The sequence below is a fragment of the Butyrivibrio hungatei genome, assembly GCF_900101605.1.
Lineage (GTDB): Bacteria > Bacillota > Clostridia > Lachnospirales > Lachnospiraceae > Butyrivibrio > Butyrivibrio hungatei_B.
In genome coordinates this window covers 1-15,345 of the sequence record NZ_FMUR01000004.1, presented here as the reverse complement: position 1 = coordinate 15,345, position 15,345 = coordinate 1, and the positions used below count along the sequence as shown (strand labels likewise).

Annotated in this window: 12 protein-coding genes; 5 read left to right on the top strand and 7 right to left on the bottom strand. The window is 40.7% G+C overall.

The genetic code is table 11. The features are described from left to right. Positions 1 to 10: 10 nt before the first annotated feature. The 5 genes from BLP87_RS01855 to BLP87_RS01835 form a co-directional block, all read right to left on the bottom strand. Complete coding sequence (locus BLP87_RS01855; RefSeq protein ID WP_074461186.1) at positions 11 to 1,915, bottom strand: ATP-dependent helicase; 1,905 nt, start codon at positions 1,913 to 1,915, stop codon at positions 11 to 13. Then, a complete protein-coding gene (gltX, locus tag BLP87_RS01850; RefSeq protein ID WP_083334399.1) occupies positions 1,905 to 3,383 on the bottom strand; it encodes a glutamate--tRNA ligase in 1,479 nt (492 codons plus the stop codon). Before gltX ends, BLP87_RS01855 begins: the two co-directional genes overlap by 11 nt. A gap of 174 nt (positions 3,384 to 3,557) precedes the next feature. After that, on the bottom strand, positions 3,558 to 3,995 hold the full coding sequence (locus BLP87_RS01845) for a dUTP diphosphatase (protein ID WP_074461184.1): 438 nt from the start codon (positions 3,993 to 3,995) through the stop codon (positions 3,558 to 3,560). A gap of 185 nt (positions 3,996 to 4,180) precedes the next feature. Then, positions 4,181 to 6,793, bottom strand: coding sequence for a heavy metal translocating P-type ATPase (locus tag BLP87_RS01840; RefSeq protein ID WP_074461488.1), 2,613 nt, complete (start codon positions 6,791 to 6,793; stop codon positions 4,181 to 4,183). Between the two features lie 62 nt (positions 6,794 to 6,855). Then, positions 6,856 to 8,490, bottom strand: coding sequence for a class I adenylate-forming enzyme family protein (locus BLP87_RS01835; RefSeq protein WP_074461183.1), 1,635 nt, complete (start codon positions 8,488 to 8,490; stop codon positions 6,856 to 6,858). A gap of 173 nt (positions 8,491 to 8,663) precedes the next feature. On the opposite strand from BLP87_RS01835, the gene iorA reads away from it, so the two are divergent. From iorA to BLP87_RS01815, 4 genes are read left to right on the top strand one after another with little or no spacing between them, the layout of a single operon-like run. After that, positions 8,664 to 10,421, top strand: coding sequence for an indolepyruvate ferredoxin oxidoreductase subunit alpha (gene iorA / locus BLP87_RS01830; protein ID WP_074461182.1), 1,758 nt, complete (start codon positions 8,664 to 8,666; stop codon positions 10,419 to 10,421). A gap of 2 nt (positions 10,422 to 10,423) precedes the next feature. After that, positions 10,424 to 10,999: an indolepyruvate oxidoreductase subunit beta gene (locus BLP87_RS01825; RefSeq protein WP_074461181.1), complete on the top strand. Its 576-nt coding sequence runs from the start codon at positions 10,424 to 10,426 to the stop codon at positions 10,997 to 10,999. Positions 11,000 to 11,055: 56 nt separating this feature from the next. After that, positions 11,056 to 12,357, top strand: a complete 1,302-nt coding sequence (locus BLP87_RS01820; protein ID WP_074461180.1) for a phenylacetate--CoA ligase family protein — start codon at positions 11,056 to 11,058, stop codon at positions 12,355 to 12,357. 40 nt (positions 12,358 to 12,397) lie between these two features. Continuing rightward, positions 12,398 to 12,832 carry an acetolactate synthase gene (locus tag BLP87_RS01815; protein ID WP_074461179.1) on the top strand — a complete coding sequence of 145 codons (435 nt, stop codon included), beginning with the start codon at positions 12,398 to 12,400 and terminating at the stop codon, positions 12,830 to 12,832. Positions 12,833 to 12,901: 69 nt separating this feature from the next. On the opposite strand, the gene BLP87_RS01810 is transcribed toward BLP87_RS01815, so the two are convergent. Both BLP87_RS01810 and BLP87_RS01805 read right to left on the bottom strand, forming a co-directional pair. Further along, positions 12,902 to 14,134 carry an ATP-binding protein gene (locus BLP87_RS01810; RefSeq protein WP_074461178.1) on the bottom strand — a complete coding sequence of 411 codons (1,233 nt, stop codon included), beginning with the start codon at positions 14,132 to 14,134 and terminating at the stop codon, positions 12,902 to 12,904. 300 nt (positions 14,135 to 14,434) lie between these two features. Further along, complete coding sequence (locus BLP87_RS01805) at positions 14,435 to 14,878, bottom strand: endonuclease V (protein ID WP_074461177.1); 444 nt, start codon at positions 14,876 to 14,878, stop codon at positions 14,435 to 14,437. A gap of 220 nt (positions 14,879 to 15,098) precedes the next feature. Here BLP87_RS01805 and BLP87_RS01800 point away from each other — a divergent pair. Next, the coding region (locus BLP87_RS01800) for a transposase (protein WP_074461176.1) at positions 15,099 to 15,345 on the top strand (247 nt) is incomplete at its 3' end.

The following is a 15,345-nucleotide window of genomic DNA, read 5'->3' as shown; positions in this document are numbered from 1 at the left end:
CCAGCGGATTTTAATCTGCTGGTTTTTTATTTTCCTTTTCCCAGAGTTTTCTAATTGGTCGAAGGAACCTCGAAGGAAGCATGGCATTTTCTTTTGTGCCACATACATAAGACATTATCAAAGCCTCTTTAGCTCTGGTCATTCCCACATAGAGCATGCGTCGTTCTTCCTCTTTTCCTGATTCGGATACGGCGCTTCGCGATGGGATTATTCCTTCGTTTAGATCAGGAATCCATACGTATTTATATTCAAGGCCTTTTGAGCCATGGAGTGTAATTATATTTATTGTGTCTCCTGTTTTGCTATGTTTCCCATTTCTTTTGTTTATAACAGCGTAGTTTTCTTTTTCTTCATTAAAAAATCTTATAAACGCCTTAGTATCTGCATATTTTTTTGCCATATCTTCAAACAAATCCAATTTCTTTTTACTGTTTGGATAAAGCTTATCTAACCCGATCTCTTTCCTGATAAACCTGACAGACAACGCCGGTCGCATCTTTGATATCATCGAAATCTCATGAAACAGCTTATTTACAACCTTACTTCTGTCCCTGTTTCCTTGATAAAAAGCTAAGACATCTTCTTTCCTGACTATTTCCTTCATAGCGCTTTCTCTTGATATATAGCGAAGAGGCTTGTTCATAATCTTATAAAAGAGCGCCCTCGAGCTTTCGATGCACGCAAAAGAAAGATAACAGCCACACAGAATAACTCCCTCATCGTCATAGAGCGTCATATCATCCGTGTTTTCGATGTTGCTCTTTATGCCTTTTTGTTTTAAAAATGACGCAATCGTCTTACACTCCGAATTGGTCCTGCATAAGATACCGATGTCATTTAATTTACTCTGTCCGCTAATAAACACGCTCATCGCTTCATATTGTTCTTCTTTTGTCCTGTATCTTCTTGCTATGACATATCCGTTTGTTCCTGTTCCGGATACGATTTTCTTCTTAAATCGCATCTTATTTTCAGCTATGACCAAACTCGCATTATCCAAAATAGACTTGCCACACCTGTAATTTACGGAAAGATTTACTATATGAACCTCTCTTTTCATGCGCTTTTCAAACTCCATCATTATTCCGGGTTTTGCGCCTCGAAATCCGTATATTGCCTGATCGTCATCCCCTACAACAAAAAGATTTTGATCCCCGTTCAGGATCGACTCGATATTTTTTTGCTGCATCTCATTGATATCCTGATATTCATCAATAAGGATGTACTTATATCTTTCTTTATAAAGTTGTGCAATTTCATTTCTGCTCTCAAAAATCTGCGCACATATAAGAGACATATCGTCGAAATCGATTTTCCCAAAGGATTTTAGACTGTTATTATATTTTTCAAATATCACCTTGAAATAATCTTTATACGGAACAGAATCCGAGACGGAATCAGGCGAGAGTCCCGCGTTTTTTATCCTTGAAATCTCAGACGTAATATCTTTTACAATCTCATTTTCATCAAGGATAGAAAGCTTATTCAAATTCTCCCTGCTGTTTTTGAGCGCATTAATGAGAATATCTTTTACCAGCTTGTATTTAAAAAGCTCGTCCGCTATCTCAATTTTGTTGTAGAAGCCGGCCGCTTTACTGTTTTCTCTTAGTATGTTGTAAAAAAGTGAATGGAAGGTTCCGAACGAAACCTCAGGATATGAACTATCCGTGATCTTTAAAAATCTTTGCTGCATCTCAATGGCAGCAGCTTTGGTAAACGTTATAACAAGAATCGAAGAAGGAGGAACATCATATTCTTCGATTAAAAACTTAAGCCTTTGAACTATCACAAAAGTTTTGCCGCTTCCCGGCCCCGCAAGTACCATTGCAGGGCCGTCTTTATGAGTTATTGCTTCTTCTTGAGCGGCATTTACTTTAACGTTTGCCAAACATTGATAAACGTTATTATTTCTCAAGTAATTCAATTCCTTTTTTGATTCTGTTTATTGTCTCTTCTTTGCCGATAACTTCCATAAGCTCAGTAGCTCCGCAAGGAGTCATCTCTTTTCCCGAAACAGCGATTCTTACAGGCCAGAGAACAAAACCGTTCTTGTATTCATTGGCCTTGATGTAATCGGAAAGAAGTGCGTAAAGAGCATCATTTGTATAATCATCGTGTGCTTCAAGAATGGGAAGTACCTCTTTTAACACCTTAAGTGATGTCTCTTCGTTGGTCTTCATCTTCTTGTGAGTATAGATAGCCGTATCATACTCGGGAAGCTTTGCAAAGAACTTGACCATATCGGCAATGTCAGGCCAGATCTCAATACGAGTCTTTACCATATTTGAAATCTTCTTAAGCTTGTCATCATCGGAAGAAATCACGCCGTCGCCCTCTTCCTTAAGAGCATCGACGATATAGGACTTGGCTGTCTCAAAGAACTTGTCCTCGTCCATCTTCTTAAGATACTCGCCGTTCATCCATTTAAGCTTGGTATAGTCAAATACGGCAGGTGACTTATTGATACGCTTATAATCAAATTTCTCAATAAGCTCCTGAAGGCTCATAATCTCATTGTTATCATCGGGAGACCAGCCAAGGAGTGCAACGAAGTTTACAACTGCCTCGGGAAGGAATCCCTGCTCGATAAGATCTTCAAATGAAGAATGTCCGCTTCTCTTAGAGAGCTTTTTGTGCTCCTCATCAGTGATAAGAGGACAATGTATGTACTTGGGAATCTCCCATCCAAATGCATCATAAAGTCTGTTGTACTTGGGTGATGATGAAATATACTCATTACCTCTTACAACATGAGTGATTCCCATGAGATGATCGTCAACAACGTTAGCAAAATTGTAAGTCGGATATCCGTCAGACTTAATAAGGATCATATCATCGAGCTCTTTGTTATCAACTGTTACATCTCCGTAGAGCTCGTCATGGAAAGTTGTTGTTCCTTCTGTCGGATTGTTCTGTCTTATAACAAAAGGCTTTCCCTCAGCAAGATTCTTCTCGACTTCTTCTTTTGAAAGAGAAAGACAATGCTTGTCATAAACACTGATTTCTTTACCTTCAACAACCTGAACAAGTGAAGCAAGTCTCTCCTGATCGCAGAAGCAATAATATGCTTCGCCTTTTTCTACAAGCTCTTTTGCATAAGTCATGTAGATTCCGGCTTTCTGTCTCTCACTCTGAACGTAAGGGCCTACTTCTCCGCCCACATCCGGACCTTCATCATGGATAAGTCCCGTTTCCTTGAGAGTTCTATAGATAATCTCCGTAGCGCCTTCAACAAAACGCTCCTGGTCTGTATCTTCAATTCTTAGAATATAATCGCCGCCCTCATGCTTTGTGATAAGATAAGCATAAAGAGCTGTTCTTAAGTTTCCGACGTGCATACGGCCTGTTGGGCTCGGTGCATATCTTGTACGAATCTTTGCCATATTTAACCTCGATATTCTTTATGAATTATTTTATTGTATTCTCTGGTCAAATACATTTAAAAAAGTGTATTTGCGTATCCAAACGATTTACTATTGTAGCATACAATATCTTTTTTTCAATAGATGGCGAAAATAAAGCCTCAATGCCTTAATGAAAAAAACAGATCGTTTATATTATTTTTTACCTGTTGATCCAAATCCGCCTCTGTCGGCGCCTTCAAGATGGTCACATTCATCAAATACGATCGCGGGCTGATTCTCCATGATCCTGAACTGACAGATTCTGTCATTGAATCCGATATGTGTATCTCTCATTGCAATTACAGGCATAAACCACTGATCGTTATCCCCGCAGTATGAATGATCGACAACACCCATGTGATTGGTCTGCACAACACCAAAGTTCTTAAATGTAGAACTTCTCGGAACGATATGCGCTTCATAGCCTTCAGGAATCTCCATTGCAACCCCGAGCGGCACTAGATGAAACTCACCTTCCTTAAGATCCACATCCTCGGCACTCCTAAGATCGATCCAATCTGACTTTCCATCGATATATGTAAGCTTTTCAAGCTTATCATTGAAGTATTTTATCTTAATATTTTTTCCCACTTATCTATCATCCTCTCCAATAATTTGTTCAACGAATTTTATTATAATTGATTTATCTTGATTATCCAATCTTTTATTACGCCATTTATTGCGACATCTATTATGGCATTTTGCAAGCAAAAAGCGGGTGCAACATCACGTTGCACCCACACAAACACTACATATTTTACCTATTCAAATATCCATTATTTTATCTCAATGACCTTATAATCCTTCTCCTCAATTGCTTTTTTAAGGATATCATCGGAAACATCAAGGTTAAGCGTTACGACCGCAGTATTTTTCTCATGGCTTACAACAGCTTCAGTAACACCTTCGACCGCTTCAAGCGCTGCTTTTACGGTATTTTCGCAGTGATTACACATCATTCCTTCAATACTGATTGTCTTTGTCATATTAATTTCCTCCGCTTTAGAAAGAGACGAAACGATTATCTCATTATCGGGATCTTCATCTTCATCAGTTTTTTTGCGAACTTTGCTCTTATTGTACATCTTCTTGTCTTTTGATGCGTCGCGAATATCAAAAAGATTGAGTCCCAGAGCATTAGTAACAACAAAGAAGCTTGATAAACTCATTGCGGCGGCTCCGAACATAGGACTTAATTTAAGACCGAAAAGTTCTATAAAGCAGCCCGCTGCGATCGGTATACCTATCACATTGTAAATAAATGCCCAGAAAAGATTCCTGCGTATATTTGCAAGAGTTCCTTTTGACAATCTTATCGCACCGGAAACATCAAGAAGACTGTTTCTCATAAGAACAATATCTGCCGCATCTACGGCAACATCAGTTCCCGCGCCGATGGCAATTCCGACATCCGCAGCCGTAAGTGCCGGAGCGTCGTTAATTCCGTCGCCGACCATAACAACTTTTCCCTGTTTCATGAGTTCATCGGCAATATCTTTTTTGCCACCCGGAAGGACGCCTGCGTAAACCTCGTTGATACCTGCTTTTGCAGCGATTGCTCGCGCAGTATTTTCATTGTCACCCGTCATCATGACAACTCGTATGCCCATATTCTTGAGCTCTTCGATTGCCTGAGCCGAGTCATCTTTGATCGTATCCGCAACGGCAATGATTCCCACAAAAATATTATCTTTTGCAAAAAACAGCGGTGTCTTTCCTCTGATGGACAATCCGTATGCTCTCTTAGAAACTTCCTCCGGAATATTGGCATACTTGGAAATAAAATCAAGATTACCGCATCTGATTACGGCACCTTCAATAGTTCCCTCAAGTCCGTTACCCGAGATCTCGCTGAAATCATCCACGGGAACATCCATATCCGCACAGAGATTTACAGCATGAGTTGCCACCGCCCTTGCAAGAGGGTGATTGCTTTTTGACTCAAGTATTCCTGCAAGTCTGACAAACTCAAGCTCAGCGTTAAGATTTTCTTCTGCCGAGTAACCGCTCTCAGTGATCGCTTCAGCCAGAAATACATCGGTAACAACAGGTTCACCCTTTGTGATGGTTCCTGTTTTATCAAGGATCACGATATTACATTTACCTGCATTTTCAAGTGTTGCGGCAGTTTTAAAAAGAATGCCGTTCTTTGCTCCGACACCGTTTCCGACCATTACCGCAACCGGAGTCGCAAGACCAAGTGCACACGGGCAGCTTATTACAAGTACCGCAACTCCTCTGGCAAGCGCATAACCAAAACTTGCTCCCACTATAAGCCATGACATTATTGTAACCAGGGCTATACACATAACTACAGGAACAAAAACGCCGGATACTTTGTCCGCAAGCTTTGCAATAGGAGCTTTCGTTGCGGCCGCATCACTTACCATTGTGATGATCTGTGAAAGAGTTGTATCTTTTCCTACTCTTGTAGCCTTACATTTAAGATAACCGGATGAATTTATTGTTGCAGCAAATACATCTTCTCCGACATTCTTATCAACCGGAATACTTTCTCCCGTAAGAGATGATTCATCAATTGCGCTGCTACCTTCGACAATAACACCGTCGACAGGGATCCTCTCCCCTGCCTTAACAACAAATATATCTTCAACTTTGACCTGCTCGATCGGAACTTCTTTTTCAGCTCCGTTTTCATCTATCACAGTCGCCGTCTTTGATACAAGCTTCATAAGACTCTTAATGGCTGTTGTTGTTTTGCCCTTGCTTCTTGCTTCGAGCATCTTACCTACCGTTATAAAAGTAAGTATCATGGCAGCCGACTCAAAATAAAGCTCATCATAGAACAGATTTGTTTTTTCGGGAGCCCCGTTAGCTTTTGAGATCATCATAATAGCCAGCGCAAACGCACTGTACACAAAAGAAGCCGAACTTCCGAGGGCCACAAGAGTGTCCATATTGGGCGACTTATGCATCAGCCCTCTGAATCCGCTTATAAAGAAATTTCTGTTTATGATCATTATGACAATGCATAAGATCATCTGAATTATTCCGATTGCAATAACATTTCCGTCCAAAAACGGCGGAAGCGGGAACCCAAAAATCTTATGTCCCATGGAGAAATATATAAGAACGAGCAGAAATCCGACCGAATAAAGCAGTCTTCGTTTAAGAATAGGAGTCTCTTTGTCTTTAAGTGCCTCTTCCTCCTCGTTTTTTTGACTTTCTTCATCAAGTAGCGTTGCGCCGTATCCGGCATCCTCAACAGCCTTGATAATGTCTGAGGTAAGAACATTTCCCTCAACCGTCATTGAATTGGTAAGAAGATTAACAGTACACTCCGTCACTCCTTTGAGAGAATTAACTGCTTTCTCCACACGCACCTGACATGCAGCACAACTCATTCCGGTAATTACATACTTTTCCATAACATTCCCTTTTTCATACTCCGCAATTTCTGTCGGTTTTTTCCCCTGACAGCTTGTGAGCATCAAGATTTATTCTGACGTTCAACAAGATGTTCTCCGCAGTATATTTCACGGAGCTTCGGTTTGTCAATTTTTCCCGTAGGATTCCTTAATACGTCGGCAAAAATAATCTTTCTCGGCCTCTTGTATCTCGGAAGATCCATACAGAAACGATCGACATCATCCTCAGTTAAAGTCATTCCCTCTTTTACCTGGATAATGGCAGCTGCGATCTCGCCGAGTCTGTCATCCTGAAGTCCTATAACTGCAGCATCATGTATCTTGTCATTTTTCATTAAGAAACTCTCTATCTGAACCGGATAAAGATTTTCTCCACCTGAAATTATAACATCTTTTTTTCTATCTACAAGAAATATGAATCCATCTTCGTCCTGACGAGCCATATCTCCGGTAAATAACCAGCCGTCTTTTAATATTTCGGCCGTCGCCTCGGGGTTCTTGTAATACTCGACCATTACTCCCGGGCCTTTTACGCAGAGCTCCCCAATTTCGCCCTGATCAACGGTCTTGCCGTTTTCATCGACAATCTTTGTCTTCCAGCCGTATCCGGGAATTCCGATGGCGCCGACTTTCTTAACATTCTCAAGTCCCAGATGCACGCAGCCGGGGCCCGTTGACTCCGAAAGGCCGTAGTTTGTGTCATACTTGTGATGCGGGAAATATTTAAGCCATCTCTTTATGAGACTCGGCGGAATCGGCTGAGCACCGATATGCATAAGTCTCCACTGTTTTAAATGATAGTCTTCTATCTTGAGTTTTCCCGAATCAAGCGCTGCCAGAATATCCTGCGCCCACGGAACAAGAAGCCATACTATCGTACATCTTTCTTCCGAAACCGCCCTGAATATCGATTCGGGGGAATTACCCTTAAGAAGTACGGCTCTGCTTCCGGTATAAAGAGATCCAAACCAGTGCATCTTGGCTCCCGTGTGATACAAAGGAGGAATACAAAGGAAATTGTCCTCATGTGTAGTTTCGTGATGAATAGCCTCCATCTTGGCAGACTGCATAAGCGCAGTATGAATGTGTAAAATAGCTTTGGGAAATCCGGTAGTTCCCGATGAAAAATAAATTGCCGCATCATCCTTATCTTCTATAAGGATCCTTGGTGCGACTGATGAACTGTTTGAAACCTGTCTGTAGTAATCTTCCGCATAAGAAGGACACTGATCGCCCACAAAGAAAAGAAGCGTCTCTTTCTTTATCTTCTGTGCGATATCCTCGATACGTCCGATAAATTCAGGCCCGTAGAATAAAACATCCGAATCGGATGCGTTAAGACAATAATCAATTTCTTCAGCATCAAATCTGAAATTAAGAGGAACCGCTATTGCTCCCGCTTTTAATATTCCGAAATAAATAGGCAACCATTCAAGGCAGTTCATAAGAAGTATCGCACATTTCTGCCCTTTTTTGATTCCCCTTTCGATGAGCATATTTGCAACTCTGTTTGCTTTCTCATCAAATACAGACCACGTGATCTGTCTTCTGTAATATGCTGTGGAAGTCGGCTGTATAAGCTCGTATTCTCTCCACGTAACCCTCTGCTCTTCTTTAATCTCCGGATTGATCTCAACAAGAGCAACTTCATCCCCATACAATTTGCTGTTTCGTTCCAATAAATCCGTAATTGGCATAAGAAATCCTCCGCTTTAAAGTGCTAAAGTAAAGTATAAACGTATTCTATTTAAAGGTCAAATATGATATATTAACTTTATCGCGCTAAATTGATTACTGTTCGCTCGCATACTTTTCGCCTGATTGAACAGTAATTATGAGCCATCTAAAATTCTGTAGGAGGTTTTTTACCATGGATCAAACAAAAAATGGGCAGCTGATGCTGGGCAACAAGGCTGTTGCTCGCGGTCTTTATGAGGCCGGAGTATGCTTTATTTCCAGTTATCCCGGAACACCCAGCACGGAAGTTACCGAAGAAGCTGCCAAATATGATGAAATATATTGCGAATGGGCTCCAAATGAGAAGGTTGCTATGGAATCAGCTTTTGGTGCTTCTCTCGCAGGTCGCAGAGCATTTTGTGCTCAGAAGCACGTTGGACTTAACGTTGCCGCAGACCCTCTTTATACAATGTCTTATACCGGAGTAAATGCCGGTCTTGTTATAGTTGTTGCCGATGATGCCGGAATGCATTCTTCCCAGAACGAGCAGGATTCACGTCATCACGCCATCGCAGCTAAGGTTCCTATGCTCGAGCCTTCAGATTCCAAAGAAGCTCTTGAGTACACCAAGCTTGCTTATGAGATTTCCGAGAAGTTTGATACTCCCGTCCTTCTTAAGATGTGCACAAGAGTAGCTCACTCTCAGTCTATCGTTGAGACAGGCGAGCGCACTGTTCCCGACAAGCCGTATGAAAAAAATATCGCTAAATACGTTATGATGCCCGGCAATGCCAAAAAGCGTCATCCCATCGTTGAACAGCGTACCAAAGATCTCATCAAATTTGCAGAAGAAAATCCCATTAACAGAGTTGAAATGGGTGACACCAAGATCGGTATCATCACATGCTCAACTTCTTATCAGTATGTAAAAGAAGTTTTCGGTGACTCAGTAAGTGTCCTCAAGCTTGGAATGACCAATCCTCTTCCCTGCGATCTTATAAAGAACTTTGCTGCAAAAGTTGACAAGCTCTTTGTTGTTGAAGAACTTGATCCTATCATCGAAAATCACGTTAAGGCTCTCGGAATCAAAGTTACTGGAAAAGAGCTTCTTCCCATTATTGACGAATTTTCTCAGAATCTTATCGCTAAGGCTTTCGGAAAAGATGTAAAAGAAGGCTTTGCTGTCGATGAGCAGATTCCCGCAAGACCGCCTGTAATGTGTGCAGGTTGCCCTCACAGAGGACTCTTTTATACTCTTAAAAAGAATAATTGCACCGTTCTTGGTGATATCGGATGCTATACACTCGGCGCTGTTCCGCCTCTTGGAGCAATCGAGATGACACTTTGCATGGGTGCTTCAATCGGCGCCGTTCACGGCTTTAACAAAGTTCGCGGCGCTGAGAGCGAGAAAAAGACTGTTGCCGTTATCGGCGATTCCACATTCATGCACTCAGGTATGACAGGACTTGCAAATGTTGCTTACAACCAGTCAAACTCAACTATCGTCATCGTTGATAACTCAATCACAGGAATGACAGGTCACCAGCAGAATCCCACAACAGGTTACAACATCAAGGGAGATCCTGCAGGCAAGATTGATCTCGAGGCACTTTGCAAAGCTATGGGCTTTGAGCGCGTAAGAGTCGTTGATCCTTACAACTTAAAGCAGTGCGACGAAGTTCTTAAGGAAGAACTTAATGTAGAAGCTCCTTCAGTTATCATCTCGAGAAGACCTTGTGCTCTTCTTAAATATGTAAAGCACAACGCTCCTCTTAAGGTTAATACAGATAAGTGCGTCGGATGTAAGTCATGTATGAAGATCGGATGTCCTGCCATCTCAATGAAGAACGGCAAGGCAACTATTGATAACACATTATGTGTAGGCTGCAATGTATGTTCACAGATGTGCCCTGTCGGTGCATTTGAAAGCACAGCAGAAAGTGAGGCATGATAATGGAAACAAAGAATATTATGATTGTCGGAGTTGGCGGACAGGGCTCTCTTCTTGCCAGCAAATTATTGGGACACCTCCTCCTTTCACAGGGCTACGACGTTAAAGTGTCAGAAGTACACGGAATGTCTCAGCGAGGTGGTAGCGTTGTTACTTACGTAAGATACGGAGATAAGGTTTACTCTCCCGTTATCGATAAAGGCGAAGCTGATTACATCGTTTCATTTGAGATTCTCGAAGCTGCAAGATGGCTTCCTTTCCTCAAAAAAGACGGACAGATCGTTACAAATACACAGCAGATTGATCCTATGCCTGTAATTACAGGTGCTGCAGAGTATCCCGAAGACCTTGTTTCCAAGTTAAAAGCTACAGGTGCTAAAGTAGACGCTCTCGATTGCCTTTCACTTGCTGAACAGGCAGGTTCTGCAAAAGCCGTTAACATCGTTCTTCTTGGAAGACTCTCTCACTACTTCGATCTTCCCGATGAAGCATGGATGAAATCACTTGAAGCAAATGTACCTTCCAAGTTCCTTGAAATGAACAAAAAAGCATTTGAGCTTGGAAAAAACATGAAGTGATATTGCTATCATAAGCTTTTTTATCACCTATCTACAAACACACGGAGGAATTATACATGGAGCGATATTATCAAAAGGACATTGAGTGTGCGCCCTATGAGGAAATTCGCAAGATTCAATCAGAAAAACTAGTTAAGCAAGTAAAACACGTATGGGACAATGTTCCTTACTACCGCAAAAAAATGGAAGAAAAAGGTGTTACACCTGATGATATCAAGTCGGTTGACGACCTCCATAAACTTCCTTTTTTATCAAAAAAAGATTTAAGAGACGCATATCCTTACGGGCTTCTCGGAAAGCCCTTAAAGGACTGTGTTCGTATTCACTCTACATCGGGAACAACAGGAAAAAGAGTTGTTGCTTATTACACACAGCATGATATCGACCTTTGGGAAGACTGCTGCGCACGTGCGATCATGGCAGCAGGCGGAACAGATGAGGACGTAGTTCATGTTGCATACGGTTACGGTCTCTTCACAGGCGGTGCCGGAATTCACGGCGGTTCACACAAAGTAGGATCTCTTACTGTTCCTATCAGCTCAGGAAATACAGACAGACAGATCATGTTCATTAACGATCTTGGTGCTACTATCCTCTGCTGTACTCCCAGCTATGCTGCTTACCTCGGTGAGCGTTTCAAAGAGATGGGCTACGGCCCCGACGATATTCCGCTTAAAGCAGGTATCTTCGGAGCTGAAGCATGGAGTGAAGAAATGCGTGCCGATATCGAGAAGACTCTTGGAATCAAAGCATATGATATTTACGGACTTACAGAACTTTCAGGTCCCGGTGTTGCTTTTGAGTGTTCTGCACAGGACGGAATGCACATTAATGAGGATCACTTCATTGCCGAGATCATCGATCCCGATACGGAAGAAGTTCTTCCCGAAGGCTCACAGGGTGAGCTCGTATTTACAGCCGTAGATAAAGAAGCTTTCCCGATGATCCGTTATCGTACAAGAGATATCTGCAAACTCACAAGAGAAAAATGCTCTTGCGGAAGAACTCATGTCCGCATGGCTAAGCCTATGGGACGTTCTGACGATATGCTTATAATCAGAGGTGTAAACGTATTCCCGAGCCAGATTGAGACGGTTCTTATGAACAACGGTTATGCAGCAAACTACCAGATTGTCGTAGATAGAGTAAACAACACCGATACTCTCGATGTTCAGGTTGAGATGACTCCCGAGATGTTTACCGATAATGTGGGTGAGATTGAAGAAAGACAAAAGAAACTCGTTGAAGGCCTTAAATCCATGCTCGGAATCAAGGCAAAGGTTTCACTCCTTGCACCTAAGTCAATTGCAAGAAGCGAAGGCAAAGCCGTTCGTGTAATCGACAAGAGAAAAATCTAATCGTATAATGAATATATAAGACGCAAAGGGGGATACAGCTATGAGCGTAATGCAGATTTCCGTATTTCTTGAAAATAAACCCGGTACCTTGAAAAAAATGACAAGTGTACTTGCAGCAAACAAGATTGACATGCGTGCTACTTCTCTTGCGGAGACCAAAGACTTTGGTATTGCAAGACTGGTTGTTGACGATGCTCTCGCAGCTGTTAATACTCTTAAAGAAAATAATTTTGTAGCAAGCCTCACTCCCGTTCTCGCAATCGAGATTCCGGATGAGACGGGCGGACTTGATAAACTTCTTTCGGTATTTGACGAAGCCAAAGTCAACATCGAGTACATGTACGCTTTCTCAGGCGGATGCGCCAAGGATCACGCTTACATGATATTCAGAGTTTCAGATACCAAAAATGCCGAAGCAAAACTTGCAGGAAAACATATCAAGATACTTGCTCAGGAAGATCTTGCACAGATTTAAAGAAAAAAAGGCTGTGAACCGATGAATTTTCATTAGTTCACAGCTTATATTTTTGCAAATAGGCAATCATCAAATATAGCTTATCGGAAGAGCAACCAGGTTTTCTCTTAAATAAGTCTTCTTATCGATCAAACACAATATCACACCTAAGCCTCTCTTCTTATCGGGAATGCTGTCCAATACAACGTTTGTGCCTCCCATCGAAGCTTTAGGGTTACCGGTCATTTTTATCTCGACGGGGTACAATTTTCCGTTCTCTTCAATGATCAGATCTATCTCATTCTCTTTTGAACTTGATTTATCTTTTCCCCTGTAATAAAAAACACTGAATCTATAATCCATTCCTTCATTCGAGAACGATTTAAGAATTTCAGAAACAACAAATGTCTCAAACATATTTCCGGCAACCGCACTGTTCTTCAATGCATCTGCAGTCAACCAGCGAGTCAGGTAGCATGCCAGTCCCGTATCCCTAAAATATACTTTTGGGGCTTTAATAGCTCTTGTAAGAGCACCTGAAGCATATGGTTGTAAAAGATATATTATTCCTGTTCTTTCCAATATTGAAATCCAGTTCTTGATTGTAGGTTCGGATACGCCAACATCGGATGCTATATTTGCATAGCTAAGTATTTCGCCGGTTCTTGCGGCAACGGCAGTTAAAAATTTCAAAAATGTAATACTATCGGCTGTTATAAGTTCATTTATATCTCTTTCAAGATAAGTATTCACATACGATGAATAGTAATCTTGCCACTCCCTATCAACGTCATACAACTCAGGATATGAGCCCTTATGTATTATTGTCCATATTTCATCATACTCTGTGAGTTCCTTTTCGCGTTCTTTCAGATAATCTTCCGTTGGAACAAAATGCCTATTGAAATTCACAGAATTAATCTCTCTAAGAGACAGTCCCGAAAGTTCCATTATCGAAACTCTTCCGGCCAAAGTCTCACTCATTCCCTTCATGAGCTCCAGTTTTTGTGAACCGGAAAAAATAAACTGTCCTCTCTCATCCGAATCATCAATCATTACCTTTATATCTTCTAAAATACTGTTCTCTTTTTGAATTTCATCAATAAAAAGCGGACGAGGATTATTAAGAAAAAACAACTTAGGTTCTTCCCTTGCCTGCAAACGAATCATCTTATCATCAAAAGAAACCCTGTTATAATCTTCAAATTTATGCTTGATAAGTGTAGATTTCCCAACTTGTCTTGCTCCTGTGACAAGAACACACTTGCTGGACTCAACTCTTTTTTCCAATACATCAGAAATAGCTCGTTTAATGTAGGACATATACACCTCCGACCAATCTAAAATCTAATTTTATTTTAGCCATATTTTTCAAACAAGTCAATAAAAAAGCGTCTGATCCAAATTCAGACTCGTATATATTCTTCATGAATTCTCTTGCATTTAAAAAATTCTATTTTAAACTTAGAATTACTGTATATTCTGGGATTGCCCCACTACATATTTTATCTGTTAACCCTATATCCGCTTGTCTATCTGCTATTTTTTTATCATATTCTTCCTTTGAAATAAAATGTATATGTTCAAAGAAGTCAGAGGGACGGTTCTTTTGTCTTTTTATCTTTAGCGCAAGTTAAAAGGAAAACATGACATTAGAACCGTCCCAATGTCATTTCGAGAAGGTTTCTCGAGCATTATGCCTGCATAAGTAGCAAGCCCCATGTGCCGGAGATGCAAGTAACCATTGCCATCAAACGCAAACAAATCTACTTTGTTTTCTAATAAACTGACTGTTTTTTCAACTAAATCATATTCCCGAAATGCTAAACACCCTGGAATATATGGAACTGTAATTTCACCAACAGAATGTTTCTTTTCTATAATAGAAAAATCAGTATAATCTAACACTACAATACAGCAACAAGCATATTCTTTATCCTTTTGTTTCCAGTATGCCAAATCTACGCCTGCTATCGCATGTAGATTATCTATATCAACTCTATTATCTAAACAAATTTTCGAAATCAGTTCTTCTTGTATTTCTTCAAAATATTGTTTTTCATTCAAAATAGATTCCTCTATATATTTTCATTTCTATTATTGATAAATTTCTTTAAACTTTTCATAAAGTTTTTTTTCGCCTTCTGATAGCTCTTTCTTTTCACGAATCAATATTCCACTTTCATCAAATTCTTTCATAGATAATATTAGTGTTAGCATCTAATTAGTACATTTTAAAATGAGTTAATCCTTTAAATAGCATATAATACAAGAGGAGGAACTCATTATGCCAAGAAAAAACAAACAACACACAAAGCAGTTCAAGTTGGATGCTGTCAACTATCGCAAGGAACATCCTGATCTCACACAGGTTGAATGTGCTAAGAATCTCGGAATAGGTACCAGTACCTTAGCAAGGTGGGAAACCCAGTTCAAAGATAATGATGGTGATATCCCTACCAGAGGATCAGGTAACTACTCATCTGACGAAGCCAAGGAAATAGCCCGTCTTAAACGTGAATTACGTGATGCTC